At 69.3% G+C, this 25,548-nt stretch carries 23 protein-coding genes and 1 pseudogene; 10 read left to right on the top strand and 14 right to left on the bottom strand.

Annotated elements, in window-relative coordinates; genetic code table 11:
* The first annotated feature begins 94 nt into the window (after positions 1–94).
* The 3 genes from D7X55_RS05585 (at position 95) to D7X55_RS05575 (ending at position 4,538) form a co-directional block, all read left to right on the top strand.
* On the top strand, positions 95–1,942 hold the full coding sequence (locus D7X55_RS05585) for a M48 family metallopeptidase (protein ID WP_199746868.1): 1,848 nt from the start codon (positions 95–97) through the stop codon (positions 1,940–1,942).
* 182 nt (positions 1,943–2,124) lie between these two features.
* A complete protein-coding gene (locus tag D7X55_RS05580; protein ID WP_233609618.1) occupies positions 2,125–3,087 on the top strand; it encodes a hypothetical protein in 963 nt (320 codons plus the stop codon).
* Positions 3,088–3,371: 284 nt separating this feature from the next.
* A complete protein-coding gene (locus D7X55_RS05575; RefSeq protein WP_121722445.1) occupies positions 3,372–4,538 on the top strand; it encodes a hypothetical protein in 1,167 nt (388 codons plus the stop codon).
* A gap of 182 nt (positions 4,539–4,720) precedes the next feature.
* Here the strand turns inward: D7X55_RS05575 and D7X55_RS05570 are convergent, their stop codons facing one another.
* Positions 4,721–5,635 carry an NmrA family NAD(P)-binding protein gene (locus D7X55_RS05570; RefSeq protein WP_121722444.1) on the bottom strand — a complete coding sequence of 305 codons (915 nt, stop codon included), beginning with the start codon at positions 5,633–5,635 and terminating at the stop codon, positions 4,721–4,723.
* Between the two features lie 105 nt (positions 5,636–5,740).
* On the opposite strand from D7X55_RS05570, the gene D7X55_RS05565 reads away from it, so the two are divergent.
* Entirely contained in the window at positions 5,741–6,292 is a 552-nt protein-coding gene (locus D7X55_RS05565) for a TetR/AcrR family transcriptional regulator (RefSeq protein WP_120546926.1), read from the top strand.
* Positions 6,293–6,304: 12 nt separating this feature from the next.
* Here D7X55_RS05565 and D7X55_RS05560 read toward each other — a convergent pair whose 3' ends face one another.
* Positions 6,305–9,196 (bottom strand): PQQ-dependent sugar dehydrogenase, encoded by a 2,892-nt coding sequence (locus D7X55_RS05560; protein ID WP_233609616.1) that lies wholly within the window; start codon positions 9,194–9,196, stop codon positions 6,305–6,307.
* 230 nt (positions 9,197–9,426) lie between these two features.
* On the opposite strand from D7X55_RS05560, the gene D7X55_RS05555 reads away from it, so the two are divergent.
* A complete protein-coding gene (locus tag D7X55_RS05555) occupies positions 9,427–11,184 on the top strand; it encodes a hypothetical protein (protein ID WP_121722442.1) in 1,758 nt (585 codons plus the stop codon).
* A gap of 11 nt (positions 11,185–11,195) precedes the next feature.
* Entirely contained in the window at positions 11,196–11,591 is a 396-nt protein-coding gene (locus D7X55_RS05550) for a GFA family protein (RefSeq protein WP_120546923.1), read from the top strand.
* 67 nt (positions 11,592–11,658) lie between these two features.
* Here the strand turns inward: D7X55_RS05550 and D7X55_RS05545 are convergent, their stop codons facing one another.
* Both D7X55_RS05545 and D7X55_RS05540 read right to left on the bottom strand, forming a co-directional pair.
* Complete coding sequence (locus D7X55_RS05545; protein ID WP_120546922.1) at positions 11,659–12,126, bottom strand: hypothetical protein; 468 nt, start codon at positions 12,124–12,126, stop codon at positions 11,659–11,661.
* Between the two features lie 141 nt (positions 12,127–12,267).
* Positions 12,268–12,786, bottom strand: a complete 519-nt coding sequence (locus D7X55_RS05540; protein ID WP_121722441.1) for a putative immunity protein — start codon at positions 12,784–12,786, stop codon at positions 12,268–12,270.
* Between the two features lie 82 nt (positions 12,787–12,868).
* Here D7X55_RS05540 and D7X55_RS05535 point away from each other — a divergent pair, with 82 nt between their 5' ends.
* On the top strand, positions 12,869–14,233 hold the full coding sequence (locus tag D7X55_RS05535; protein ID WP_120546920.1) for a hypothetical protein: 1,365 nt from the start codon (positions 12,869–12,871) through the stop codon (positions 14,231–14,233).
* Here the strand turns inward: D7X55_RS05535 and D7X55_RS05530 are convergent.
* The 3 genes from D7X55_RS05530 to D7X55_RS43255 all read right to left on the bottom strand — a co-directional run bounded on the left by D7X55_RS05530 (position 14,161) and on the right by D7X55_RS43255 (position 16,405).
* Positions 14,161–15,636 (bottom strand): DUF2079 domain-containing protein, encoded by a 1,476-nt coding sequence (locus D7X55_RS05530; RefSeq protein ID WP_121722440.1) that lies wholly within the window; start codon positions 15,634–15,636, stop codon positions 14,161–14,163. The two genes, D7X55_RS05535 and D7X55_RS05530, sit on opposite strands and share 73 nt — an antisense overlap.
* 62 nt (positions 15,637–15,698) lie before the next feature.
* Complete coding sequence (locus tag D7X55_RS44085) at positions 15,699–16,238, bottom strand: pre-peptidase C-terminal domain-containing protein (protein ID WP_121769262.1); 540 nt, start codon at positions 16,236–16,238, stop codon at positions 15,699–15,701.
* Positions 16,239–16,267: 29 nt separating this feature from the next.
* Positions 16,268–16,405, bottom strand: a complete 138-nt coding sequence (locus D7X55_RS43255) for a hypothetical protein (RefSeq protein ID WP_158626322.1) — start codon at positions 16,403–16,405, stop codon at positions 16,268–16,270.
* Between the two features lie 104 nt (positions 16,406–16,509).
* Here D7X55_RS43255 and D7X55_RS05520 point away from each other — a divergent pair, with 104 nt between their 5' ends.
* Positions 16,510–17,085 carry a class I SAM-dependent methyltransferase gene (locus tag D7X55_RS05520; protein WP_121722439.1) on the top strand — a complete coding sequence of 192 codons (576 nt, stop codon included), beginning with the start codon at positions 16,510–16,512 and terminating at the stop codon, positions 17,083–17,085.
* A gap of 6 nt (positions 17,086–17,091) precedes the next feature.
* Here the strand turns inward: D7X55_RS05520 and D7X55_RS05515 are convergent, their stop codons facing one another.
* The 3 genes from D7X55_RS05515 to D7X55_RS05505 all read right to left on the bottom strand — a co-directional run bounded on the left by D7X55_RS05515 (position 17,092) and on the right by D7X55_RS05505 (position 19,394).
* Entirely contained in the window at positions 17,092–17,832 is a 741-nt protein-coding gene (locus D7X55_RS05515; RefSeq protein WP_121722438.1) for an SDR family NAD(P)-dependent oxidoreductase, read from the bottom strand.
* Between the two features lie 93 nt (positions 17,833–17,925).
* The gene (locus tag D7X55_RS05510) at positions 17,926–18,504 is read right to left on the bottom strand and encodes a TMEM175 family protein (RefSeq protein WP_121722437.1); all 579 of its coding nucleotides are present in this window, start codon (positions 18,502–18,504) and stop codon (positions 17,926–17,928) included.
* A gap of 17 nt (positions 18,505–18,521) precedes the next feature.
* Positions 18,522–19,394 carry an aldo/keto reductase family oxidoreductase gene (locus D7X55_RS05505; protein WP_121722436.1) on the bottom strand — a complete coding sequence of 291 codons (873 nt, stop codon included), beginning with the start codon at positions 19,392–19,394 and terminating at the stop codon, positions 18,522–18,524.
* Positions 19,395–19,466: 72 nt separating this feature from the next.
* Between D7X55_RS05505 and D7X55_RS05500 the strand changes: the two genes are divergently transcribed.
* A complete protein-coding gene (locus tag D7X55_RS05500) occupies positions 19,467–20,399 on the top strand; it encodes a LysR family transcriptional regulator (RefSeq protein ID WP_306437701.1) in 933 nt (310 codons plus the stop codon).
* A 278-nt stretch (positions 20,400–20,677) separates the two neighbouring features.
* Here the strand turns inward: D7X55_RS05500 and D7X55_RS05495 are convergent, their stop codons facing one another.
* The gene (locus tag D7X55_RS05495) at positions 20,678–21,811 is read right to left on the bottom strand and encodes a hypothetical protein (RefSeq protein ID WP_120546912.1); all 1,134 of its coding nucleotides are present in this window, start codon (positions 21,809–21,811) and stop codon (positions 20,678–20,680) included.
* A 73-nt stretch (positions 21,812–21,884) separates the two neighbouring features.
* The gene (locus D7X55_RS05490; RefSeq protein ID WP_121722434.1) at positions 21,885–23,207 is read right to left on the bottom strand and encodes a PQQ-dependent sugar dehydrogenase; all 1,323 of its coding nucleotides are present in this window, start codon (positions 23,205–23,207) and stop codon (positions 21,885–21,887) included.
* Between the two features lie 116 nt (positions 23,208–23,323).
* Between D7X55_RS05490 and D7X55_RS05485 the strand changes: the two genes are divergently transcribed.
* A complete protein-coding gene (locus D7X55_RS05485; RefSeq protein ID WP_121722433.1) occupies positions 23,324–24,181 on the top strand; it encodes a DUF2911 domain-containing protein in 858 nt (285 codons plus the stop codon).
* 24 nt (positions 24,182–24,205) lie between these two features.
* Here D7X55_RS05485 and bshA read toward each other — a convergent pair whose 3' ends face one another.
* Both bshA and D7X55_RS05475 read right to left on the bottom strand, forming a co-directional pair.
* Positions 24,206–25,369 carry an N-acetyl-alpha-D-glucosaminyl L-malate synthase BshA gene (gene bshA, locus D7X55_RS05480; RefSeq protein ID WP_121722432.1) on the bottom strand — a complete coding sequence of 388 codons (1,164 nt, stop codon included), beginning with the start codon at positions 25,367–25,369 and terminating at the stop codon, positions 24,206–24,208.
* Positions 25,366–25,548, bottom strand: a pseudogene (locus D7X55_RS05475) (bacillithiol biosynthesis deacetylase BshB1); the annotation flags it as partial. The pseudogene D7X55_RS05475 and the gene bshA, both read right to left, overlap by 4 nt.

The raw sequence follows: 25,548 nt of genomic DNA, 5'->3' as shown, positions 1-25,548 counted from the left end.
AAACGAACACCTGCCGCGAGCTATTTCACGGCTTCCGCTCAGGGGGCGCCTCGCGTTCGCCGTGCGTGGCTTTGCTATGGTGCCCGCCATTCCCATGGCCTCCACTCGCAAGTCCCTTGGCATTGTCCAGAGCTACGTGCTGCCCGCGCTGTTGCTCTTCGCCCTCCCCGTGTTCGGGCTCTGGTTCTCCGGTTACGCCTCCGGCCACTTCGACGCGGAGGTGCTCGAAGTCATCGAGAAGCAGATTGCACGCGATCCGGAGATGACCGCGGAGGACCGCCAGGAGGCGATGGACTTCTACCGCGCGGTCCCCGCGTCCGTGGCCTGTCAGAGCCAGGGCGAGGAGCTGGCCAGCTACCGCAACGGCCTGGGTGAGGCGTGCTCGGACGCGAAGCAGTTCGGCTGGGCGTACCTGGCCTCCTGGGCGCTGCTGGCGCTCGGGCTGGCCTCCACGGTCATCGCGCTCCTGTGCGGCCTGGCCGCGTTCATCTCGCGTCCCATCCAGTACGGCAGCTTCGTGGTGGGCTGGCTCGTGCTGCGCATCAACAGCGCCCTCCAGGTGGTGGGGCAGGGCGTGCTGATGGTGTGGCTGTCCTACTGGCTGACCGCCATCTGGACCAACCGCTACTACCCGAAGCTCATCGGCATGGTGGGCATCCTGGCGGCGATCGCCATCTTCCTGGTGGTGGTGGCCATCTTCAGCCGCCCGCCCAGGGACTTCGACGTGGAGGCGGAGGAGGTGCCGGAGGCGCGCGCCCCGGAGCTGTGGGCCTGCGTGCGCCGGCTGTGCGAGCGGCTCCAGACGACGCCGCCGGACCACATCCTCGCGGGCATCGACACCAACTTCTTCGTCACCGAAAGCGACGTGCGCGTGGACGGGCGCGTCCTCTCCGGCCGCACGCTCTTCGTGAGCCTGTCCCTGCTGCGCCTCCTGGAGCGCTCCGAGGCGGAGGCCGTCCTGGCGCACGAGATGGGACACCTCCTGGGCGGCGACACCGGCCACAGCAAGCGGCTGGCGCCCATGCTCTCCCACTTCGGCCACTATCTTCAGACCCTGTACGAGGGCGGCGTGACGCGCCCTGTCTTCTATTTCATGGCCGCCTACCGCGGGCTCTTCGAGCTGTCCTTGGGCCGCGGCCGCCGCGCCAGCGAGCTCGCGGCGGACCGGCTGGCGGCGGGCGTCACGTCGGGGCAGGACATCGCCCGCTCGCTGGTGAAGGTGGGCGCGTACTCGAGCTTCCGGGACCGGGTGGAGGCGAAGCTCTTCGCGCAGAATGAACAGCACCAGTCGGTGGCCATCTCGCAGCGGGTCGCGCTCGGCTTCTCCGAGTACGCCCAGTCCGAGGTGGTGCACGACGACCTGCAGGTGGCCGTGACGCCGCACCCGTTCGATTCACACCCGCCGCTGGGCGTGCGCATGCAGAACGTGGGCGTCCAGCTCAAGCCCGCGGACATGGCGCAGGTGCTCCTGGAGCCCGTGCAGTCCTCGTGGGTGGAGGCCGTCGAGGACGCGGAGGCCATCGAGGCACGGCTGTGGGGCGCCTACGAGGCGCGCTTCTCCGAGGCCCATGACCTGGCGCTCGCCCGCCGCTACGAACCGTCCACGGACGCGGAGCGGGAGCACGTGGAGAAGTTCTTCCCGGCGCTCGTCTTCGAGGGCAAGGAGGCCGGCTACGAGGTCCGGATGGACTACGCGCAGGTGAGCTGCTCGGAGTGGGAGCACCCCATCGAGTTCGAGCGGATCGCCAACGCCTCCACCTCCGAGCGCCTGTTCAAGAAGTACCTGGACCTGGAGGTCACCGGCGAGGGGCGCTTCCTGGGCAAGCACTCCATCTGCTTGAGCAAGGTGCAGGACGCGGACGCGGTGCTGGGGGCCTTCCAGCGCTACCTGGGACGCCACCGGATCGCGAAGGACCACCGCCTGAGCTCGCAGGCGGCCTGAGCGAAGGCCCCGCCCGAGGGCGCCATGGTGACTGGCGCCATCCGCCTGATGACCGGGGTCATCACCCGGGCCCCTGTCTCAAGCATTTCGTCCCTGGGAAATCGATGGGTTGCGCAGGCCGCCGGTCTGGCATCCGCGCTGCAGTAGGGCAGCGCAACGCTGTCACGACCCAGGTGATGACCATGATCAAGCCCACGGCCTTCTCTTCCCCCATGCTGCGCCCGAACGCTGCTCCGGCGTCCTCCGTCGTCAACCCGAAGGAGCCGCTCTCCGCGGGTCCCGTCCAGGAACGCCGCGGTCTGGCCGCCGCGCAGGGCTTCGGCATGGTGGATTCGTTCGAGCCCGCCGCCGTCATCAACCGGTGCCCGCTCCCGCCCCCGGCGGCGGCTCCGGCGCCCCAGCAGTCCGCGGGCTCCGGCGTGCCGAGCGCCAATGACAAGCGGCCCGCCGGTGACAACCGGTCCGCGGCGCAGATCGTGGACGACACGCCCGTGCTCAAGAACCTGGGCCGCCAGAAGGACATCAAGTTCGAACAGCTGTGCAAGCAGACCGGCGTCGACCCCAAGCTCGACCTGAAGGACCCGAAGCAGAACGCCGACGGCGTCTACCGCATGGCGAAGGTGCTGGAGTTCATCGACAGCGCGAAGGCCTCCACCGGCGGGGATCGCTCGAACAAGGTCCAGGGCGGCGTGGGCGACGGCAACATCGAGGGCATCACCAAGGACGGAGACGCGCGGCACGGCACCGAGGCGGGCATGCTCAAGGACTTCGCCGAGCAGGGCTACAAGTTCCTGGACAAGCACCAGCTGCCCACGACGAAGGACACCCACGTCAAGGCGGACGGCAGCAACAAGGACAACTTCCAGTGGGCCATGGGCGAGGCGGGCAAGGCCCTGTGGTTCGTGCCCGGCCTGAGCAACGTGCTGACGGGCGTGGGCAACTCCGAGGGCGGCTTCAAGGGCGTCCTGGAGGGCGCCGCGACCGGCTACCTCAACACCCTCAAGGGCGCGGCGGAGGGCGTCATCGGCTCCATCACCAAGGGCCGCGCCAACCCGGCCGGCATGCTCTTCGGGGCCTACACGGGCGCCCTGGCGAACACCGAGGCCGCGCCGCAGCCGGTGAAGGACATCGCGAGCATGCTGTAGGTGCCAGGATGCGTGAAACGCCGCCCCGTCCCAGCCCCGCGAAGGGCAGGGGCGGGGCGTCATGCGTTTGCCCGGCGTGCTCAGGGAACCGGGTGGGGTGATGACCGCGGTTCGGGAACTGGTGACGGCAGTCATCAGGCAGCGTGGCCCGTTCGGGATGCGCCTCCCTCCAACCCCTTGAGATCACGGACGGCACCGGTCGACGCGGGCACGGCATGGTGGGTGCAGTAGGGGAGGGCGTCGCTGTTCTGCTCCCCCTTCGCCGTACTCCCGAGGTTGCTCCCATGGCCCGTCGCATTGGTTCCTCCCTGTCGCGCTCCAATTCGCTCCCGACCTCCACGGTGTCCCAGCCCAAGCCGCCGGCGCGCGCGTCGACGCTCCCGGCCGCGAAGCCCACGGCGACGACGGCGCCCGTGGCCACGAAGCCCACGCCGCCGGCCGCCACGGCCACGAAGCCCACGGCGACGACGCCCGCCGCGACCACGGGCACGCCGCCGAAGCACGCGGGGGCTCCCGAGGGCCAGCCCTCCTACAGCCCCTGGGAGACGACCACGGGCCAGGGCTCGGACGTGTCGGTGAGCGGCGGTGACAACAAGCTCACGGCGCCCGCGAACGCGAAGCAGACGATGTTCATCGACAAGCCGGCCACGCCCTACCAGAAGGACACCTTCGGCGGCGGCCGGCTGAGCGCGAACATGGGGTCGGCGCAGGCCTCCACCACCAGCCACAGCGGCGGTGGCGTGCACCACTACTCGGCCCAGGCCGGGGTGCAGGGCCCCAACGCCTCCTACGAGTGGCAGAAGTCGCACGCGGGCCGCTACGGCGTGTCCAGCGCGCAGGTCACCGGCGAGGCCAACAGCTTCAAGGCGCAGGCCCAGGCCGGTGTGTCCGCCGACACGAACTCGCACGCCTACACGGCCGCGCTGACGGCCAAGGCGGAGACGGGCGTGGGCGTCACGGCGAGCGCGAACCACGACTTCAACCGGCACGTGGGCGGCTACGTGAAGGGTGAGGCGAAGGTCTCCGCCTCCGCCTTCGCGGAGGGCGTGGCCACGGTGGACCCGAGGACGGCCACGGCGATGGTCTCCGGTCAGGTGGGCGCGGGCGCCACGGCGGGCGTGTACGGCACGGCGGGCGGGCACGTGGGCCGGGTGCACGGCTCGGTCACCGCGGGCGCGGTGGCGGGCGCCTCGGCCCAGGCGGGCGGCAAGTTCGGCATCGAGAACGGCTTCCTCAAGCACTCCGCGGACGTGAACACGGCGATGGGCGTGGGCACCCACGTGAAGAGCGACGTGGCGGTGGACCTGCGTCACCACATCAAGCCGGGCATCGCGTCGGGCCTGCGTCCCGCCCTCGCCGGCGCCATGGGCGTGCCCGCGCCCTCCATCGCCATCGAGCCGGAGAAGTCCGGCGTCGAGAAGCTCTTCGCCAAGGCCTTCGGCAAGGGGTAGCGCGCGGGGTTCCTGTCCCTGGCGAAAGGGCGCTGGACGGCTTGTGCGTCCAGCGCCTGCTTCCGCTTGTGGTGCAGAACGGGCCATCTCCCGTGCAGCAGCCCAGCAGCTGATACAGAAGCAAGCGGCCTGATTACGGCCAACCTGGTGTCTCAATAATCCGGTGCGGTACAGAACGCGCGTCACGGTCTCTCGCGAAGCTGACGCAGCCAGGCTTCGAAGCTCATGGGTGAGAGGCCGTAGGAGCGCGCGATTTCAGGCCGGGCCAGCAGCGGGGCGACGTTCATGTACGTCATGCCTTCCGCCACCTTCGGATGCAGGCCGGCCGCGGTGGCCTCTTCAATCGTGGCGGACTGGAGGACGTACTCCTTGCCGTGGACGCGCGAGAGGATCTCGACGATCTGCGCAAGCGTGAGCACGTCCCCCGCGAGCTCCAGCGTCACGCCATGGAACTTCGCCGGGTCGTGGATGGCCGCCGCGGCCGCCTTGCCAATGTCCTCGGGAGCAATCATCCCGAGCGGCTTGTCGGCCTTGACCACCGTGAGCAGCCGGCGCCCGTCCACGAAGCCGGCGGGGTCGAACATCGCGTGGTCCATGAAGGTGGAGGGCAGGATGACGGTCCAGTGCTTGAAGCCGGCGGTGCGGACGAGCTCGCACGTGGCCAGCTTGTTCTCCCAGTAGTCCTCGTGGGACTTCCAGCGCCCCTCCGCCCAGCCTTCGACCTGGCGGTGGGCGCCAACGCCAGACGTCGCGGTGTGCACGAACGTCTCGACGCCCTCGGCGAGCGCGGCCTCGACGAGGTTCCTGCCCTGCTGACGCTCCTTGCTGAAGTCGACGCCGGTCGCGGAGACGATGGGTGACTGCATGGAGAAGACCGCCCGCGTCCCGGCGCAGGCGGCGCGCAGCGACGCGGGGGCGTCCAGGTCTCCGACGGCCACCTCCGCGCCAGCCGCCTTCAGGGCCCGGGCGTTCGGCGCCTCCGGATCGCGCACCAGGACGCGCACCCGTGTACGGCCCTCGGCCAGCAAGGCGCGGGCGGTGGCGCCACCCTGGCGGCCCGTGGCGGCGGTGACCAGAACGACATCGTTGAGGCTCATCGGCGGCTCCTTCGTAAGTGGGGGACCCCACCGTTTATTGCCGTGTTAAATACGGAGGGGGCCCCCGTTTGTCAAAAAGAAGAGGCCCGTGAGGAGGAGTGCGCCGTGGAGCAGGGGAAGCGGTTGCGCGCGGATGGGCAGCGCAACCGGGAGCGGATCGTCGAGGTGGCCTCGGAGCTGGTCGCCAGGGAGGGCGCGCAGGCGTCACTCGAGGAGATTGCCCGGCGGGCGGGGGTGGGCTCGGCGACGCTGCACCGGCACTTCCCGTCGCGGCAGGCGCTGCTGGAGGCGGTCTTCCGCGATGGCGTCGCGCAGCTCTGTGCGCGGGGCGCCGCGCGACCCGGAGCCAGGCCCGCCGACGAACTGGAGGCCTGGCTGGAGGAGGTGACGGTCTACACCTCGACCCACCAGGGGCTCGCCGCCGCGCTGCTCGCCGGTCCGGAGGGCCTCCCCGCTGAAGACATCTGCTGCACCGACATGGTGCTCGACGTGTTGAAGGTCCTGGTCTCGCGGGCGTCCTCCGCCGGGGCGCTTCAGGCTGGCGCCACGGCGGAGGACCTGTTGATGCTGGCGAACGCCATCGCCATCGCGAACGAAAACGAGCCCGCCACCGCGCGCCGGGTGCTGCGCCTCGCGCTCACCGGCATCCGGCGCTGATGGCACGACGACTCAGGGGCAGGTCGTAGGCTCCAGGTAGAAGGCCTCCCACGAGGTGGCGTCGGCGGGATTGCAGATGCCCCCGTTGCCGCCATTGCCGCTCTGGATGGGCGCGCCGGTGGCGGTCTCCTTCCAGTTGCGCGCGGTGCCGGCCGACGATTCAAAGCCATAACGGTTGCGGCCGCCGTGGACGCCGCAGTCATGGCGGGTGAACGCCTCCGCCGTGCTGGACGAGGCATTCACGGTGAGCTGATCCGCGACCACCGCCACGAACGCGCCGCCCGTCCCCTTGAGCTTGTACTTCGCCCCGCTGAGGACGAGCTCGAAGACGGCGCCCCCGGTCTGCGTCGTGCCCAGCGCGGCCACCTTGCCCGCGCCGTCCACGGTGAGCCACTTGTCGGAGCGCTCGCTCTGGATGCGGAAGCACCCCGCGCTGCCGCTGGCCTCGGTGTGGCAGGTCGCATCGCAGCCATCGCCCGGCTGCGTGTTGCCGTCGTCGCACTGCTCGCCGCTCTCGACCGTGCCGTTGCCGCACACGGGGCCGGTGCTGCCATCCGGGCAGGCCACGGGCTCCAGGTAGAAGCCCTCCCAGGCACCGCCATCGCCCGGGTTGCAGGCGCCGCCATTGCCGCCGTCACCGCTCTGGATGGGCGCGCCCGGCGTGGTCTCCTTCCAGTGGGGCGCGCTCCCCGTGGCGGCCTGGAAACCCACGCGCGTGCGCGTGCCGTAGCCGCAGGCCAGCCGGGTGAACGACTCCCCGCTGGTGAAGTCGGCGCTCATGGAGAGCTGGTTCGCGACCACCGTCAGGAACGCGTCGCCCGAGCCCTTGAGCTTGTAGCGGGTGCCCGCCGGAACGAGCTGGAACACCTGCCCGCCGGCCTGCGCCGTGCTGCCCGCGACCACCTTGCCCGCGCCGTCCACGGTGAGCCACTTGTCGGAGCGCTCGCTCTGGATCTGATAGCAGCTGCCGCCCGAGGTCTCGGTGAACGTCGCGGTGTACGTGGCCGCGCTGGCAGGCGTGACGAAGGTATGGGATTGCGCGCCGCCGTCCGACCACGACGAGAACGCCCAGAACTTCCCGTTCGCGTACTGCGGCGACTCGACGCCCACGGAGCGGACGACTCCGACCACGCCGGTCGTCGCATGCGGCGCCGCGACCGGACGCCCGTCCATCAGGACCTGCAGTCCGCCAGGCACGCTGGTCACCGTGAGCGGGACCGTGACGGGGTGGACGTCGCGATACGTCGTGTGGGTGAGGCCAATGGAGTCACGCACCGTCAGCCGCACGCGATACCAGACGTTGGCGGAGCTCTCGCCGATGTTCGGGATGGGCCAGCTCCCGCTCGCGACGCCGGAGGTGTCGGCCATGGCCGGGTGCGTGTGCGTGTCGTGGTGGAAGGTGATGTTCCAGGTCATCGCGCTCGGCGGCAGCGCGCCATCCTCCAGGTCGCTGGCGGAGCCGGAGAACGTCAGGTTCGTGGCCGCGACGTAGGTCGCGCCCGAGGCCGGCGTCACGATGGTGGCCACCGGCGGCTTGTGGGTCGTCACCGTCAGCACGGCCTCGGCGCTGGTGGCCGAGCCCAGCCCGTTCGTCACGACCACGCGGAAGCGCGCGCCGCTGTCGGTGAGCTGCGCGGCGGTCAGCTCGTAGCCCGGCGAGGTCGCGCCGGGGATGTCCACGCCGTTGCGCTGCCACCGGTAGGTGAGGGGCGGCTCGCCACTGGCGGACACGGTGAAGGCCGCCGGATAGCCGGCGGAGACCAACGTGCTCGCCGGCTGCTGCGCGATGCTCGGCGGCAGCGAGGCCGTGTATGCGATGCGGCCCACCTGGCCCGCGCCGCGCGCCAGGTAATAGAGCGCGCCATCCGGCCCGACATCCAGGTCCACGGGCCCCGGGGTGGCCGTCGCGAACAGCGAACGCGCGCCGCTGTTCGGGTCGATGCGGGCAATCCAGTTGTTGGTGTAGTCCGCGAAGAAGTACTGGCCCACATACGCGCTGGGGAAGGCCGGGACGGGCGGGTTGTAGAAGGCCCCGCCCGCGATGCAGTTGCCAGCGGCCGTGCCGGAGCCATGCGGGTACGCGAAGAACGGCTGCGTGAGCTCCGGGCGGTTCGTGAAGTAGCCCTCCGTCATGGGCCAGCCGTAGTTGGCGCCGGCCTGGCCGCGGTTGATCTCCTCCCAGCCACCTTCGCCCACGTCGTTGATGAACAGGGTGCCCGTGCCGGGCTGCACGTCGAAGGTGAAGGGGTTGCGCAGCCCCATGGCCCAGGTCGCCTTGGCGAGCCCGGTGGCGGTCGCATGGAACGGATTGTCCGTGGGGATGCTGCCGTCCGGGTTGAAGCGCAGCAGCTTGCCGAGCGGCGTGTTCAGGCTCTGCGAATTGGAGGAGACCGCGTTGTCACCGAGGGAGACGTAGAGCTTGCCGTCGAGTCCGAAGCGGACCGCGCCGCCGTTGTGGTTGGCGGCGTCGAGCGTCGGAAAGTCGGCGAGCACCAGCTCACTGCCGGGGACCATCACGTTGCCATTGGCGGTGAAGCGGCTGAGCCGGTTGTGGATGCTGCCCGCGACGGACGTGTAATAGACGTAGAGGTAGTGGTTGCTGGCGAAGTTGGGGTCGAACGCGACGCCCATCAGCCCACGCTCGTTGTCGGTGTCCACGGCGAGCGTCATGAACGGAGCCGCCAGGAGCTGGCCGTTCACGACGACGCGCAGCGCGCCGTTCTTCTCCGAAACGAACAGGCGCCCGTCGGGCGCGAAGGTCATGGTGGTGGGCCCCTGAAGGCCACCGACGAAGACCGAGTCGGCGAAGTTGGCGTCCTGCATGACCGCGGCCGCTCGCGCGACCGCCAGCTCCGGTGACGGCTGCGTCGAGCAGCCCACGAGAAGCGAGAAGACCGCGCACACGACTCGTAACTGCGTTCCTGGCATCACTGCTGCTCCCGGTCGAACGTGGAGGGGGGGGGGGGATTCCGGCTTTTAAACTGAGCACCTGTTCGGCCGGGATTGATTCAGCGATCCGGCAATGGATTCGCCCGCTGATCGTCATGAAGGGCAGCGAAGCTCGCGGCCCGCCTCAGGGGGAGGCACACATGGACGGAATTTCTCGTTTCTCATCGGCGCTGAATGGTCTCCGGGTGTCATCGAACGCGGACACGGCCGAGCCAGCAACGACGTCGCAGGACTCCACCGCCGAGCGCATGCTGCGCGAGCTGTTCTCCCGCAGCAGCTTCGAGCCCCAGTCCCGCCCCGCGGCGCCTTCGTCCCACAGGGCCCTCGCGGAGACGAATCCTCCTCCGGACGTCTCCAACCCGTCCGTCGAGGACTGGCAGGCCTTCTGCGAGCAATTCAGGGGCAGCGCCGAGGACGAGCTCAAGCGCAAGCGCGGCACCACCCTGCCGGACCTCGCCGCCGACCAGGCCATGCATGGCTCCCGCTCGCCCGTGTATCCCGCGGGCCGCTCCACCGTGCCCGGCAACGAGAACGTCCCCGCGTTCTTCCAGGACTTTCCCGCCGTCGGCGAGCGGCAGATGCAGCTCTACACCTTCTGCCGTCCGGAGGCGGGGCAGGCCCCGAACCCCTCGGACCGCAACCAGTGGGTGTCCTTCGAGGTGTACGGCGACATCTGCAAGGCCTACTCGGACAACACCTTCACCCATGGGCGCCAGGGCACCAACTCCCTGCTGGGCCATCCCAACTCCGGCCGTGAGGACGCGGTGAAGACCCGTCCGCCGTTCCTCGATGATCCGATGGTGAAGGCGTTCCGTGACGCCCGCGTCGCCGCTGGCAAGCCCGATGCGGTGCCCTTCCAGGAGTTCCAGAACGGCTACCTCGCGGACCTGGGCGGCAAGGTGCAGGCCTTCTCCAAGGAGGGAAAGCCCCTGGGCACCGCGTGGCCCGGCGGGGACATGACCGCGACGGCGACGCAGGGCCCCGGAGGCACCCAGGGGCCCACGGGCCCCTACGGCACCACCGGCCCGTTGAACGGGGACACCTCCTTTGGCAACGCGACGGTGCAGATGGGCACCTCCGCGAGCCACGGCGGCGCTGTCACCAGTCTCAACTACGGCGGCAAGCAGTACATCAACAACAAGGACCATGGCCGGCAGATGCAGGTGGCCTTCTCACTGGACGGCTACGACGAGGCCCTGATGCCCACCGAGGCGGGGAGCAATCGGAACAAGTCGGACCCCATCTCCACGACGCAGGTGGTGGGCTACGGCGCGCAGCCCGGCAGCATGACCAGCACCGTGCACCCCGCCTACTGGCTGGAGCCGGGAGAGGAGGCGGGCGAGTACAACAGCGAACCGTACGCCAGGAACGAGACCCTGGTCTCCGAGGACCTCATCACCAAGGACATCACCGTGGGCGTGGGTGGCCACGACAACGTCATCCAGTACGACAGCCACATCCAGCTCGCCGCCTCCCACGACAAGATCTACGCCGAGGTCCCCACCACCTACCTCAACGGCGAGTTCGAGAAGCACTACCGCTTCGACCCGGCGACGGGCGAGACGCGCGAGTACCCCCGGATCCACTCGGAGCCTCCGAAGGACGGGGAGCCGCGAAAGGGCTTCCCGGACGAGGGGGGCAACGTGCCGCTCATCGTCGCTACGGATGGGGGCACGCACGCCATGGCCATCTGGTCGCCGGACGAGGACCGGGCAGACCTCCAGTACCGCCTGCACCAGTTCGACCTCGGCAACCCCGAGGACGACTGCACCAAGCTCGGCGTCACCTTCGGCATGTCGGAGAACGTGCCTGGCGACCTCAAGACGCGGACCTACGTCATCGTCGGCACGGTGGAGGAGGTGAAGGCCCGGCTCGCGGAGCTGTACAGTCAGAACCCCACCGGCGTGGAGCGCAAGTGGCCGGAGGACGTTCGCCCGTCGTGAGGAGGTCGTCCATGCATCGCGGTTCCTGTTTGTGCGGCGCGGTCCGCTTCACCGTCGAGGGCGACCTGCCCGCCCCCGACGCCTGCCACTGCGGCAAATGCCGCAAGCACTCGGGCCACTACTTCGTCTCCAGCGACGTGCCGCGCTCTGCCGTCACCATCGAGGGCGCGGACCAGGTCCGCTGGTTCCAGTCGTCGGAGAAGGCGCGCCGCGGTTTCTGCTCCGTCTGCGGCTCGTCGCTGTTCTGGGACCCGCTGCACCGCGATTGGATTGGAATCGCGATGGGCGCCTTCGACACGCCGACCCACACCCGCATCGCGGTCCACGTCTACATGGCCGACAAGGGCGACTACTACGACGTCGCGGACGAGGCGCCGAAGTTCGACACCGTCCCTCCGAGGCCGTAGAGGTTCGAGGTCGCGATTCCCTTCAGGTCAACCTGTTCACCGGCGGCGTGAGCCGGTCAGGCGTCTGTCATTCCGGCGCTGCCTGACAGCGGACCCGGTCATGCCATCCATAGGCCATCAGGACCGCATAGGGCCAGACCTTGCGCGTGGACTGCCTGTCGGGATTCTTCAACCGCCGGTAGGAGACGACCAGTTCGTGGCCCTTCTTGCCGGGCATCTCGACGCGGCTGACGGAATCGACGAGGAGGGCGGTGCCCTCGTCCTCGGGCGTGGGCGACACGCAGAGCACCCAGGTGGCGAACTTGAAGTTGTTCTGTTTCTGGATGACTTCTGAGAACAGCCTGAGGAAGGGGCCCTCCAGGGTCCCCTCGGCGGGGATTTCCTCCCGGGTCTCGGCATCGTCGGCGGTGAGCTGCTCGAAACGCTGTTCACGGTAATCCGTCTTGAACTTCGCTCGGATGCTGGGATGTGTTGCCCCCGCGCTCGTTCCCAACAGCAGACAGGTGAGACCCAGTCCCCACTGCAATCGCGCCATGTGCGCCTCCCATCCGCGATGATTTGCAAGCAGTACGCCAGGGAGTGCCACTCTGGGCCCCCGCCGGAGAGGTCAACGCGTGTGACAGTTTGACCGGAGGCCGCGCTGCCGGGCGGGACGAAGTGTCCGTGCCTGTCTCCTTCAGCGGGTGAAGACGCCCCAGCAGATGGCATTTCGCGCCCGCTGGTCTTCGAGGACCAGCTCACGGAGGCGGGTGGGGATGCGCTTGTGCTGCCATTCCAGCTCCCGCATCCGGGCCGCTTCCGCGTCCTCCGGAGCCACTGACGCGGCGGCGGCCCGGATGGCGTACGCAGCCGCGCCCAGGTAGTGCGCGGCGACGTGGGCGACGGCCACCGCCTGTCCTGCCGCGAGCGCCGCGAACTTCGCCGGGTCCGGCAGCGCACGCGCCGCGGCGTTGGCCACGAACGCGGTCTTGTGCGCGTCACGCATCGGCACCTCGCCCCGGATCCACGCCCGTCCCACCGCGATGGCGTCACGGGGACGCGCGTCCTTGGGAGACGCGCTTTCGAAGAAGGGCAGGACGTGCTCCGCGCAGACGGCGGCCCACTCCGCGAGCAGGTGGTGGTCCTCGTCCGTCAGGCTCCCGCCGCGACGGATCGTGATCAGCCTGGAGTCTCGCTCTTTCGGCAGGATGGGCATGAATGGAATCTCCTGGCAGGGCAGTATGTCCACGCACGCCAGACGTTCCAGTGTTTGACGCGCTCAGGAGCCGGAGAGACGGATGCGACGACTTGGATTGATGCTGGGCCTGCTGGGGTGTGCCGGATGTGCGACGGCCACACGAGGTCTGGCCGACCGGTACAACCCGGAGACGGGCCGCTACGAGGCCCCCAAGCACGAGCTCGTCTATCACCTGCCCGTCGAGGACGCGCTGATGACGACCCGGTACCTCTTCGAGAAGGACCGCTATGCCGTGATGGAGAAGGAGGGGGGCCTGATGATGTTCACCTCCTTCATCCCGGACGTCACGCCGCCCGAGCGCTACTACATCGAAGGAAAGCGGCTGGGTTCCCGGCAGGCACTCGTTCGCGTCTTCCGCATCCGGTACTTCCAGGAGGGGGTCTCCGCCCCGGAGGAACCCGGCCGGTCCAAGGGCCAGCTCCCCGACCTGGCCGCCTTCAGCAACGTCCCCGGACTGGAGGGTTTCCGGCCGGCGCAGGGCTACCGAGACCTGGCCGTCGAGCAGAAGCTCCTGGAGCTGCTGGAGATGGCCCCCGCGCTGGAGCTGGTGGGAGGCAATCCCCCCGTCGCCCTGGATCCCTCGGCGCTGGGTGAGAAGGGGGAGACCCCGGCCACCCCCCTCGCGCCCGCGTGTGGTGCTCCGGTGGAGAACGCCGCGTCCCTGTTCGCCGCGGGAGGCGTCCTGCTGGTGGCGGACCCCCTGGGCACGCACGAGGTGCCGTCCGTGGCGCTGCGGATGGTGTGCGAGGCCACGGCCCAGGGCCTGCCGGTGACGCTGGCGCTGTCCATTCCCGCGCCAGAGCAGCCGCTCCTGGAGCGCTACCTGTCCAGCGACGGCGGCCCCGAGGCCGTGCGGCAACTCCTGTCCGAGAGCGCCTTCTGGCGCCGGACCTATCAGGACGGACGCAGCAGCCGCGCCATGCTGGGGCTCGTCGAGCAGGTGCGCCGCTTGCGTGTCTCCGGAAGGGACGTGGCCCTGGCCGCCATCGACTCCGACAAGGCCCGTGGCAATGAGCGCGAGGCGCGGATGGCCCAGCACCTGCTGGGTGCCCAAGCGAAGCGCCCCCAGGCCTGGACGTTGGTGCTCGCGGGCAGCGTCCACGCGCGCACCACGGAGGTGAGCTGGGATGGCGACTACCAGCCCATGGGCGCTCGCGTGGCCCGTGCACTGCCTTCGGTGCGCTTCCTGGACGTGGGCTTCCAGCGCGGCACCCAGTTCGCCTGCCGTTACAATGTCTGGAGTGAGGGGGTGGAGTGCAACGTCTTCGGCATCAGCCCGGGGCCGGAGGCGTGGCAGTCTTCCAAGCAGCCCAACGGAGTCCACGGCCGGCTCTACCTGGGCTCGCTCACGGCCTCTCCACCCGCGCTCATGGCGCCGCCCGTCTCCAGTGAAAAATCGCCCTGAGCGAAGAAGACGTGGGCGTCGTCGATGAGGAGCCGTGTGTCCGGCGCCTTGCGCCAGCGGGCGATGAGCTCCTCCATCCGCTCCGGCGAAGTCGGGATGGTGTTTCCGCCGGGCTTCTCGACCAGCACCCACGCGTAGCGCAGCGTCCCCGGCGGCTGGGGGCCGTCCACCGCGTAGATTTCATCGCGCGCGGCGAGCGGCGCCACGAGGTTCCCGCTCAAGAGCACGCGGCCTTCGGGATTCTCCAGGAGGGTCTTCACGCCCTGACCCACGCTGGCGAGCCGCTGGGGCGTGTCGGGGCAGTAGGCCGGGAAGGATTCAGGCTCGGCCATCGCACGCCACGTGCGTCGCAGCACGCTCTCATTGGTGGTGAGCAGCAACAGGGCCGTCCCCGCCAATACCCAGACAGGCGGGCGGCGCTTGAGCAGCAGCGGCAGCGGCACCATCGCCGCCGCGGCCAGCAGTGGCGCGCCGTAGTGGTCGCGCCACGCCATGCCCAGGAAGCGGATGCCCAGCATCGGCAGCAGCACGGACAGCCAGACGGCATCCGGCCGCCACTTCTCCCGCCATGCCCAGAGGGCCAGGGGCACGAAGATGAGGAGCATGGAGCCTGCGTTGCTCAGGTGCCGCGGTGTCAGCCGCTCGGAAAGAAACGCCGTCAGGGGTTGGCCCGGCTTCGGGAGGAGCCGGCCTCCGTAGTCCACCACCGGGCCCATCAGCGCCGGGCGCCCGGCGAACACGAAGGCAAGCCACGCCACCGTCAGCACGCCCACCGCGAGCGCCGCGCGCCGCTCACCTCGCCAGGCGAGCCCTCCCGCGAGCATCACGCCCGCGAAGGGGAACTCCTCCTTGCAGGAGAAGAGCAGTGCCAGTGCGAAGAGCATCCATCCTGGCCGGCGGAGGCAGTACGCCACCGCCAGGAGCGTCCATGGGAACACGGCCCACGTCGTGGGATGGACGGGATAGGCCATGGCGCTCTGCACGCCGGAGTTGAGCAGCAGCAGCGTGCACAGCAGGAACGTCGCGCCCCGGTCCAACAGCTTCCGGTGGTGGAGCCAGAGGATGGGGGCTGTTGAAAGCAGCACCGCCAGGCACTCGGCCACGACGGCTGCCTGACTGGGTGACAGTCCTGTCACCAGCGGCCGGGCAAGCCAGAGCACCGGATCGAAATGGTCGTTGAAGATGAAGACCTGCCGGGCGCTGAGCCAGGGGTTCGGGTCCTGGAAGGACAGCCGGGCCAGCGCCTGGGTGTAGATGCCCATGTCGTAGTGCCAGAAACAGTACCGCGCGTTTTTGGCCCACATGGGGACGGCACACACCACGCCCCAGATGGCGAACGTCAAGGGGAGCAGGAGCCTGGCCGCGAAGCGTCGGAGCGCGGAGGGCTCAGGAGAGAGAGTCATGACCTGGGGCGACTCTACGCGCCGCCCCAGGTGGCTGCGACAACATCCTCACCCGGCGCTTTTCAGAAGGAATAGCTGAGCGTCACACCGGAGTAGGCCTGGGCCGCGTTGATCATGATCCAGTACTTGCCCGCGGTGGGCTGGACCGGGACCGTGCACGCCTCGGTGTTGCCCGTCTTGTAGGGCCGGCAGTCGTAGGTGGTCTTCGTGGGCGCCGCGCCGAACCTCACGTACAGGTCCGCGTCACCGGTGCCTCCGGTGATGGTGAACAGCGTCGAGGCGAACGCGGCGGCGCTCGCGCAGTAGTACCGGTTCGAGTTCAGCGTGCCGCTGAGGCTGCTCACCGTCCCGCTGTAGGGGGGGCAGGGACGTGGCGTGCCGCCCGTGGCCAGCAGCTTGAACGCCAGGTTCGAGATGCCCGAGCCTTGATGCGGGTCGGTGCTGGACGAGAAGTTCCCGTAGTCATCCAACGAGGAGCCGTCCAGGGCCGGGTCGTTCATGTACCGGAGGGCGTCACCGGGCGTGGCGGGCGTCCAGACGTCCTCGCCAATCTTCCAGATGTCCGCGCTGGTGGACCACGCGGTCGACCAGCTCTCGCACACTGCGGCGAAGATGTCCGACAGGGACTCGTTCAGCGAGCCAGGCTCGCCGGAGCCGTGAGGACGCGCGCTTCCGTCTCCGAGGCCACGGTGGGCTCAAGGTCTTCGGTGCCACAGCCGTAAACCGAGAGCGACAGACATGCGGCGAGCCAGTGGAACCTGCGCATCATGGTCAACCCCCCCCTGCGAAGTGATGTTTGCTTGGAGGGATACGAAAATGGACAACCCGTGAAAATAGGGGAAACCCACCAGTGCGGGTTTGAGGTGCTGACACGTGCACGAGTACGACTTGATCGCGGACTGGTACGCGGCCCACCGCACGGGCTCCATGGGCGTTCCGGAGGTGACCGCGCTCGCGGCCTCGCTTCCCGCCGGTGCCTCGGTGCTGGACGTCGGCTGCGGCACGGGGCTGCCGCTGACGCGGGTGCTGCTGGAGCACGGCTGCCAGGTGACGGGCGTGGACAGCTCCCGCGAGCTGCTGGCGCGCTTCCAGGCGAACTTCCCCCACGTTCCGGTGCACTGCGCGCGCATCCAGGCGTGTGAACTTCCGGCGCGGGCGTTCGACGCGGCGATTGCGTGGGGCGTCCTGTTCCACCTGGGCCACGACGCGCAGGAACAGGCGATTGCCCGTATCGCCAAGGCCTTGAAACCTGGCGCCGTGTTCCTCTTCACCTCGGGCGACATCCACGGATCCATCGACGGTGCGCCGATGGATGGCGTGCCGTTCCGCTATCACTCGTACAGCGTCGACGGGTATCGCGACCTGCTGCGCGCGCACGGGCTCACGCTGGAAGCGAAGCACACGGACCCGGGCGGGAACGTCTACTACCTGGCTCGTCAGACGGGATGACGTGCGTCAGGGACCCGGCGGGAGCGAAACGCCGGTGGCCCGAGCCAGCGCGTCGAGCAGCTGGGCCTGGAACGCCAGGTCGCGTGTCGCGGGATGCGGCTCGACCCGCCGTTGGTGGTGCCAGTAGCCATCCGTGGTGCGTGCCTCGGCGGCGTCGCTGGTCGCCAGCCACTCCTGCGTGAGGTGGCCGAGCCGCAGGTCATCTGGCGCGTCGGGGCCGCCCATCTTCGTGGGGACCCAGCCCGGGTCGACCGCGTTGCTGAAGACGTCCGGCCAGCGCCGGGCGATGGCCGCGGCCAGGGTGGTGACGAAGAGCTTGCTGTCCGAGTAGCTCCCCGTGACGCGGCTTCCGCTCCAATCCATGCCTTCGAGGTTCGGCCGCCCGCCCTGGTGCATCCCGCTGCTCAGGTAGACGAGGCGCTGGGGCCGCTGGATGAGCGCGGTGAGCACGTAGGGCGCCACGACGTTCACGGACAGGACGGACGGGTCGGAGTACACACCTGCGTTGTGGATCACGGCGTCCATGCGCCCCAGCGCGTTGACCTGCCTGGCGAGGTCACGGGTCTGCTCCAGCGCCGCCAGGTCCGCGACCAGGGCCGCCGCGCCTTGCGTCACCAGGTCCTGCACACCCGCGAGCCGCTGCTCGCTGCGCACATGGAGAATCACCTCGTGACCGTCGGCGAGAAGCGTCCGGGCGGCGGCCTTGCCCAAGCCGTCCGCAGACCCCGTGATGAAGATGCGTGCCATGTCTGGCGACTATGGGCTCCGTCACGACGAGGCACCAGCCACCCGCCGTCTTGCCTGGGCCTCGCCCAGGGGGTGACTCGTCGGGGACGTGCCCTAGCTGGCGTGCGTGGCTTTCTCGAAGCGACGGTCCGGCACCAGCCACATCAACGCGGCCAGCACATAGATGGCTTCGGACAGATACCCGTTGAGAAAGGCGCTGAGGATTCCGGCCACGTAGAAGGCGGGTGAAATCCGGCCCTTGAGATCGCGCCCGACCGCATGGGCCAGTGCCGACTCCCGGCCTTGCATCACCACCAAACGGGCTTGCAGCAGTTTCCAGGCGAAGGCGCACATCAGGAGCACGAAGCCATAGAGCGCCAGCGGCACGGATGAGAAATGGTTTTCGCCCATCCAGCCGGTGGCGAAGGGAATCAACGACAGCCAGAACAACAAGTACAGGTTCGCCCACAGCACGCTGCCGGTGACATGGCTGATGGTGTGCAAGAGGTGATGGTGGTTGTTCCAGTAGATGCCGATGTAGACGAAGCTGAGCACATAGCTGAGGAAGATGGGGACCAGCGGCCGCAGGTCGGACAGCTCGCTGCCGTGCGGTGCCTTCAGCTCCAGCACCATGATGGTGATGATGATGGCGATGACGCCGTCGCTGAACGCTTCCAGCCGGTGCTTGTCCATGCTTCCCCCCAGGCCTGTCAGGCCCGTTCGGCAAGACGGTTCAAAGTGTCCATGTCCTCGGCGCTCAGTGTCAGTGCGGCACTGGCAAGGTTCTTCCTGAGGTGTTTGACCGACGACGTCCCCGGGATGAGCAACACGTTGGGGGACCGGTGCAGGAGCCAGGCAAGCGCGACCTGCATCGGGGTCGCGCCCAGCCGGGTGGCCACGTCGTTCAGCGTGCTCGACTGGAGCGGCGTGAACCCGCCCAGGGGGAAGAACGGCACGTAGGCCGTACCCGTGGCGGCCAGCTGGTCGATGAGGGCGTCATCCCGCCGGTGCGTCAGGTTGTAGTGGTTCTGCACGCAGACGATCTCGGCGACCTTGCGGCCCTCGGCGACCTGCGCCGGCGTGACGTTGCTCAACCCGATGTGGCGGATGAGACCCCTCCGCTGAAGCTCCGCGAGCGCGGTGAGCGGCGCCTCGATGGAGCCTTCCACCGGGCCCTCGGCGCTGAACATCGCGCGGAAGTTCACGACGTCGAGCACGTCGAGCCCGAGGTTGCGCAGGTTGTCGTGGACCGAGCGCTCCAGGTCCGCCGGGGAGAACGCAGGCTCCCAGGAGCCGTTGGGGCCGCGCACCGCGCCGACCTTCGTGGCGATGACCAGTCCGTCGCGATACGGATGCAGCGCCTCACGGATGAGCTGGTTCGTCACGTGGGGGCCGTAGATGTCACTGGTGTCGATGTGGTCGACGCCCTGTTCGATGGCCGCTCGCAGCACCGCGAGCGCCGCCTGGTGGTCCTTGGGCGGACCGAAGACGCCGGGGCCCGCGAGCTGCATCGCGCCGTAACCCACGCGGCGAACGGTGTGCGTGCCAATGCGGTAGCTGCCTGAGATGGAAGGGTGGGGCACGGTGAAGCTCCTGGGTGAAGGGAGGTGCACCCCTCATCTACGAAAGGAGTCACTGCGCGACTATCGGTGGCAATGTGCACAGGCCGTGCGAAAATCCGCACAGCGATGGATGAGCTCACGGATTTGACGGCATTCATGACGGTCGCCCGCGAGGGCGGATTCCGCGGCGCTGCTCGCACGACGGGCAGCAGCGCCTCACGCATGGGCGACGCGGTCCGCCGGCTGGAGGCCCGGCTCGGCGTCCGGCTGCTCCATCGCACCACGCGCAGCGTGACGCTGACGGACGCAGGGGCCCGGCTGCTCGAGCGGCTGACGCCCGCGCTCAGCGAGGTGCGCTCGGCGTTGGACGTGGTCAACGACTTCCGCGACCGCCCCGCGGGACGCCTGCGGCTCACCGTCCCCATCGCCGCGGCGCGGCTCGTGCTGCCGCGCATCGTGCCGCCGTTCCTCGCGAAGTACCCGGATATCCGCCTGGAGGTGATCGCCGAGGAGCGCCTCGTCGACGTGGTGGCGGAGGGCTATGACGCGGGCATCCGCTACGAAGAGCGGCTCGCGCAGGACATGGTGGCGGTCCCCATCGGTCCTCGCGTCCAGCGCTTCGCGACAGCCGCTTCCCCCGCCTACCTCGCGCGCCGTGGGCGGCCCAGACATCCGCGCGAGCTGCTGGACCATGATTGCCTGGCAGGGCGGTTCACGAGCGGCCCGCTGCATGCGTGGGAGTTCGAGCGCAATGGGAAGACGCTCAAGGTCGATCCGAAGGGTCCGCTGATTGTCGGGCTTGGCACGACGACGGACCTCGCGGTGGAGGCGGCCGTGGCGGGCACCGGAATCATCTACGACTTCGAGGATTGGCTGCGTCCCTACATCGCCCGGGGCGAGCTCGAACCCCTGCTCGAACCCTGGTGGCCGAGCTTCCCCGGGCCGTTCCTCTATTACCCCGGCAGACACCACCTGCCGACGCCGCTGCGTGCCTTCATTGACTTCGTCAAATCCATTCAGCCTTGATGCGGTGAGCCTCTGACAGCGGCCCCCCCCGGGCCCGAAGGACCTGCTCGCGCAGGGTGGGCGGACGCCACGAGGCGTGTCGCGGGAATGACTTCCAAGTGTTCGTGAGACGGTCTCCTCGGAGCCGGGAGGCTGCCTCCAATCCGCCGACCATCGTCAACCTCGCACCGCCGCCAGAGGCGACGGGAACGCCGTCTGCACCTCGGCTCTCTGCGCGTCCCTCGCGGGCGCGGGTGCCTGGCCCTCCTGGGTCTTTGCTTGCCTGGCGGCCCTCGCGGTCATCGCATCCACCCGTTCGCTGCCCCGTTCGGGTTCGCGCGCTTCCACCGGTCAAAGAACCCGCGGCGGCGCATCTGACGCTTGCGGAGGGTCTCGAAGCGGCGGGCGAAGGCCATGCCCTTGGCATCTCGGAACGCGAGGTCGCGCAGGTCGATGGCGAGCCTCACGGCCCCGTCGTAGTCGCTGGCCTCCACGAGCCTCTCGAGCTCGGCCCAGGCGCCCTCGATATCGTGAGCGAGCTTCTTCAAGTGCCGCGCGCGCGCCGCCTCCGAGGCGGCCCGGGCCTTCTTCGCGCGCGCGGCCTCGGCCTTCATCCGGGCAGCTCGCTGCGTCCCGGCAAGCGCCCTCAGCTCGCCGGCGGTGCGCCGTGGGCCGGAACGCTCGTCCTTCATCGTCGTCCGGAAGACCCGAAGCAGCTCGCCACCGAGGGCCAGCTCCGGCTCTTCCACCGCGCGCTTCAGCCACGCGTCCTTCTGCTTGACGGGGAGCGCCGCGAGCCATTGGTGAAGCTGCGTGCCGTCCGCCGTCATGTGGGCGCTCCCGGTCGCGGCCGCCGCGACGAGGTCGGGGTCGATGCGCAGGAACTCGACCATCGCCTCCTGCGCCGCGCTCAGGTCGCCGAGCCCCGAGGGCACTGGCGGCTCTTCGGCGTCGTCATCGCGCTCGCCCGCGGAGACCCCGAGCAGCCAGGCCAGATACGCTGGACGCAGGTCGCCGCGCATCAGCTCGGACCGGAGCGGGGACAGCGCGGCGAGCGAGCCCGGGCTCTGCTCGTCGTCCTCGAACTCCTCGATGCCACTGCTCAGGTCGAGCAGGACGTGCTCACCCGTGCTGATGAGGCGCGCGGCGTCCCCGCGGTCGAAGTACGGCTTGAGCTGCTTCAACGCGACGCGCGCCTTCGGGATGCGCAGCATGAGCCGGTGCGTGCCCCAGTTCGCGAAGTACAGGTGCGCATCGAAGTAGCGCTCCATGAGCTTCGCGGGATCGGCCTTCAGGTCGCCCCAGTGGTACTCGTTCCAGAACCGCGAGGGGGAGATCTCCGCGCGTGTCGAGATGGCGCGAAGCTCGGCCATCTGCTTGGGACTCAGCGGGCGATCGAGCACGATGAACTCGTAGCACTGATACTCGCTCATGGAGCCGTCTCCAGTTCCGGCGGGGGCCGGGGCCGGCGGTGGTGTCCCTGCCTCGCGGTGCCCTACGACGGCTTCACTTCGGCGTGACCTTGAGCAGCTTGCCGTTGGTGGCGTCGGTGAGCAGGTAGAGGGCGCCCTCGGGGCCCTGCACCACCTCGCGGATGCGCGCGTTCAGGTTCTTGAGGAGGTGCTCCTCGCCCACCACGCGGTCGTTGCGCACCATGAGCCGCACCAGCGCCTGGCCGGCCAGCGCGCCGACGAACATGTCGTCCTTCCACTCGGGGAACAAGGTCCCGGAGTAGATGGTCATGCCCGAGGGGGCAATCACCGGATCCCAGTAGTACACGGGCTGCTCCATGCCCGGCGCCTGGGTGCTCTGGTGGATGGGCGCGCCGGAGTACTCCTCGCCGTACCCGATGGTGGGCCAGCCGTAGTCCTTGCCGGCCTCGGGGCGGTTCACCTCGTCACCGCCCTGCGGTCCCATCTCCACCGTCCACAGCCGGTTCTGGCTGTCGAGCGCCGCGGCCAGGACGTTGCGGTGACCGATGGACCAGATCTCCGGCTTCGCCTGCGGGTTGCCCAGGTACGGGTTGTCCTGGGGCACGCTGCCGTCGGGGTTGATGCGGACGATCTTGCCGAAGTGGCTCTTCACGTCCTGGGCCTGGACGCGGCCCTCCAGGATGGAGCGCTCCCCGAGCGTGACGAACAGCTTGCCGTCCGGGGTGAACACCATCCGTCCGCCGGAGTGCAGCGTCGACTCGAGCGTGGGCATCATGCGGAAGATGACCTGGACGCCCTCCACGGCGGGCTGCGCTCCGTCCACGAGCCGCGCGCGCGCCACCGCCAGCCCGTTGCCGCCCTGACGGGGCTCGGAGTAGGTCCAGTAGATGAGCCCGCTCTGGGCGTAGTCCGGGCCCACCTCCACGTCGAGCAGGCCGCCCTGACCGCGTGCGTCCACGGCGGGCAGGCCCTTGATGGCGGGGGACTTCGCGCCCTGCTGCGTGACGATGTAGAGCGAGCCGGTGGCCTTCTCCGTCACCAGCATGCGCTGATCCGGCAGGAAGGCGATGGCCCAGGGGTTGCGGAAGCCCGAGGCAATCTCCGTCACCTGGAGGGCCGTCTTCGTCTGGATGGCGGGGACGCGCGTCTGGCCGGGGAAGGCCGGCTGGAACTCGGGCACGTTGGGCGGGCCCTGCGGAACCGGGGGCCCGCTGGGGAGCGGATCTTCCGGAGTGCCCGCGTCCGTGCCCGCGTCGTCTTCAGGGACGCCCGAATCCTGCAGTGCGACACCCGAGTCCTGTTGGGGAACGCCCGAGTCCGCTGGCGTGGGGGCTGGATCGTCCTGGCAACCGACCAGGAGGGCGGCGGCAATGAGGGACATGGACAGGATGCGCATGCGACTCACTCCAGGGGAAAAGGGGGAAGGGGACCATCGCGTTCTTTGCGTCCACTGGGAAGGACGCGTTACGACTGCGCCCGCTCCGCGACCCTTCGCGGGTCGGAAAGGATGAAGTGAAGACCATGAAGAACCCGCTCTTTGGCTGGATGGCCTCCGCGCTCATGACCCTGGCGGCGACGCCCGCGCTGGCCCAGCTCCAACTGCCTGCCCCCAGCCCCGCGGCGAAGGTGTCGCAGGCGGTGGGTGTGTCTGAAATCTCCGTCGAATATTCCAGCCCCGGCGTGAAGGGCCGGAAGGTCTGGGGGGAGCTGGTCCCCAATGACAAGCCCTGGCGCAGCGGCGCCAACTCGGCGACGAAGATCACCTTCAGCCACCCGGTCACCTTCGGCGACAAGGCCGTCCCGGCCGGCTCCTACGCCATCGTCAGCCTGCCCTCGCAGAAGGGCTGGAAGGTGATGCTGAACACGGACCTGGGCCTGTGGCGGGGCGGCGCGCCCTATGACGCCTCCAAGGACGTGGCCTCGGTGAACGCCACCACCACGGAGATTCCGGCGCGCGAGCGCCTGACGTACCTCTTCACCGACACCACGGACACCAGCACGCGGCTGGACCTGGAGTGGGAGAAGCTGCGCGTCTCCGTGCCCATCACGGTGGACACCGCCGCCTTCGCGAAGGCCAACATCGAGCAGGCGGACAAGGACGCGGCCAGCATGCACACGAGCGCGGCCTCCTACCTGGCGACCACCGCCAAGGACTACGCCGCCGCGCTGAAGCACGCTGACGCGGCCGTGGCCGCCAACCCCACGTGGTACGCCCACTGGACCCGCGCGAGCGTCCTGTCGCAGATGGGCAAGTACGCCGAGGCCCGCAAGGCCGCGCAGACCGCGTGGGACCTGGGGCAGAAGGACAAGAACTTCTTCTACAAGGACCAGGTCTCCAAGGCCCTGGCGGAGTGGAAGAACAAGAAGTAGCCCGCTTGGGTTCCCGGGGCTCCTTCAGCGATGGAGGGGCCCCGTCAGGAGCCGGCGGTAGAGCGCCTCGTAGCGGTCGATGGCGGGCTCCATCTGGAAGTGCTCCAGGACCCGCGCCCGCGCGCGCCGTGAGAAGCCCCGCCAGCGCTCCGGGTCCTCGACCAGCGTGAGCACGTGCCGGACCATGGCGGGGACGTCCCCCAGCGGCGCCAGGAAGCCCGTCTCGCCGTGCGTGACGAGCTCCGGGATTCCGCCCAGGTCACTGGCCACCACGGGGATGCCGCAGCTCAGCGCCTCCAGCGCGGCCAGCCCGAAGCTCTCCTGCTCGCTGGGCAGCAGGAAGACGTCGGAGGCGGCGACCAGCTCCTCGAAGCGGTCCTGCTTGCCGAGGAACGCGACGCGGCCCTCCAGGCCCTGCTCCCGCAGCATCCGCTCCGCGGGCGAGCGCTCCGGACCGTCTCCCACCATCACCAGCCGGCAGGGACGGCGGCGGTGGACCTCCGTGAAGATGGCGACCACGTCGGAGATGCGCTTCACCGGCCGGAAGTTGGAGACGTGGATGAGCACCGGCTCGGAGTCTTCCAGGTCCGGGAAGAGCGCGCGCAGGCAGGCGCGGTCACGCACCGGGGCATAGCGCGCGGTGTCCGCGAAGTTGGCGATGACGTCGATGGGGACGCTCTCGGGGATGTCGAAGCCCTGCCACGTCGCGCGGCGCAGGTAGGCCGACGGCACCGTCACCGCGTCGCTGCGCAGGATGGAGAAGCGCGTGATCGGCAGGTAGCTGGGGTCGATTCCCACCAGCGTGGTGTCCGTCCCGTGCAGCGTGGTGACGACGCGCGGCGCCCGGGGGCCCAGCACCTCGCGCGCCATCCACGCCGCGGTGGCGTGCGGCACCGCGTAGTGGACGTGCAGGATGTCCAGGCGCTCGTAGCTGGCGACCTCAATCATCTTGGAGGCCAGCGCGATGGGATAGGTGCTGGACTGCTGGAGCGCCGGATAGTCGCTCTCCGTCACCTCATGGAAGACGACCTTCCGGTTCGTGCCATGGAGCCGGACCGGCAGGTCCCGGGCGATGAAGTGGACGCGGTGGCCCCGGTCCGCCATCGCGAGGCCAATCTCCGTGGCGACCATGCCGCTGCCACCGAAGGTCGGAAAGCAGGTGATGGCCACGTTGAGCGGGGCGTTCATGTGCGTGAGGGGAAGAACAGGGGCCGGGCGAAGCTATTCCTGCGGAAGTGGTCCAGCGGATCCGCCAGCCCCAGCACTTCGCGCAGGATGTACGGCTCTCCGTGGGTGACGCCAATCCGAGCGCCATGGAAGCGGTCCCGGGCCTCCAGCGAGGACAGCGACAGCGGTGAGCCCACCAG

Origin of the sequence: Corallococcus sp. AB049A, from assembly GCF_003668885.1 — a bacterium.
Lineage (GTDB): Bacteria > Myxococcota > Myxococcia > Myxococcales > Myxococcaceae > Corallococcus > Corallococcus interemptor.
The sequence above is the reverse complement of the archived record's forward strand: the minus strand, read 5'-3'. Positions and strand labels throughout refer to the sequence as shown.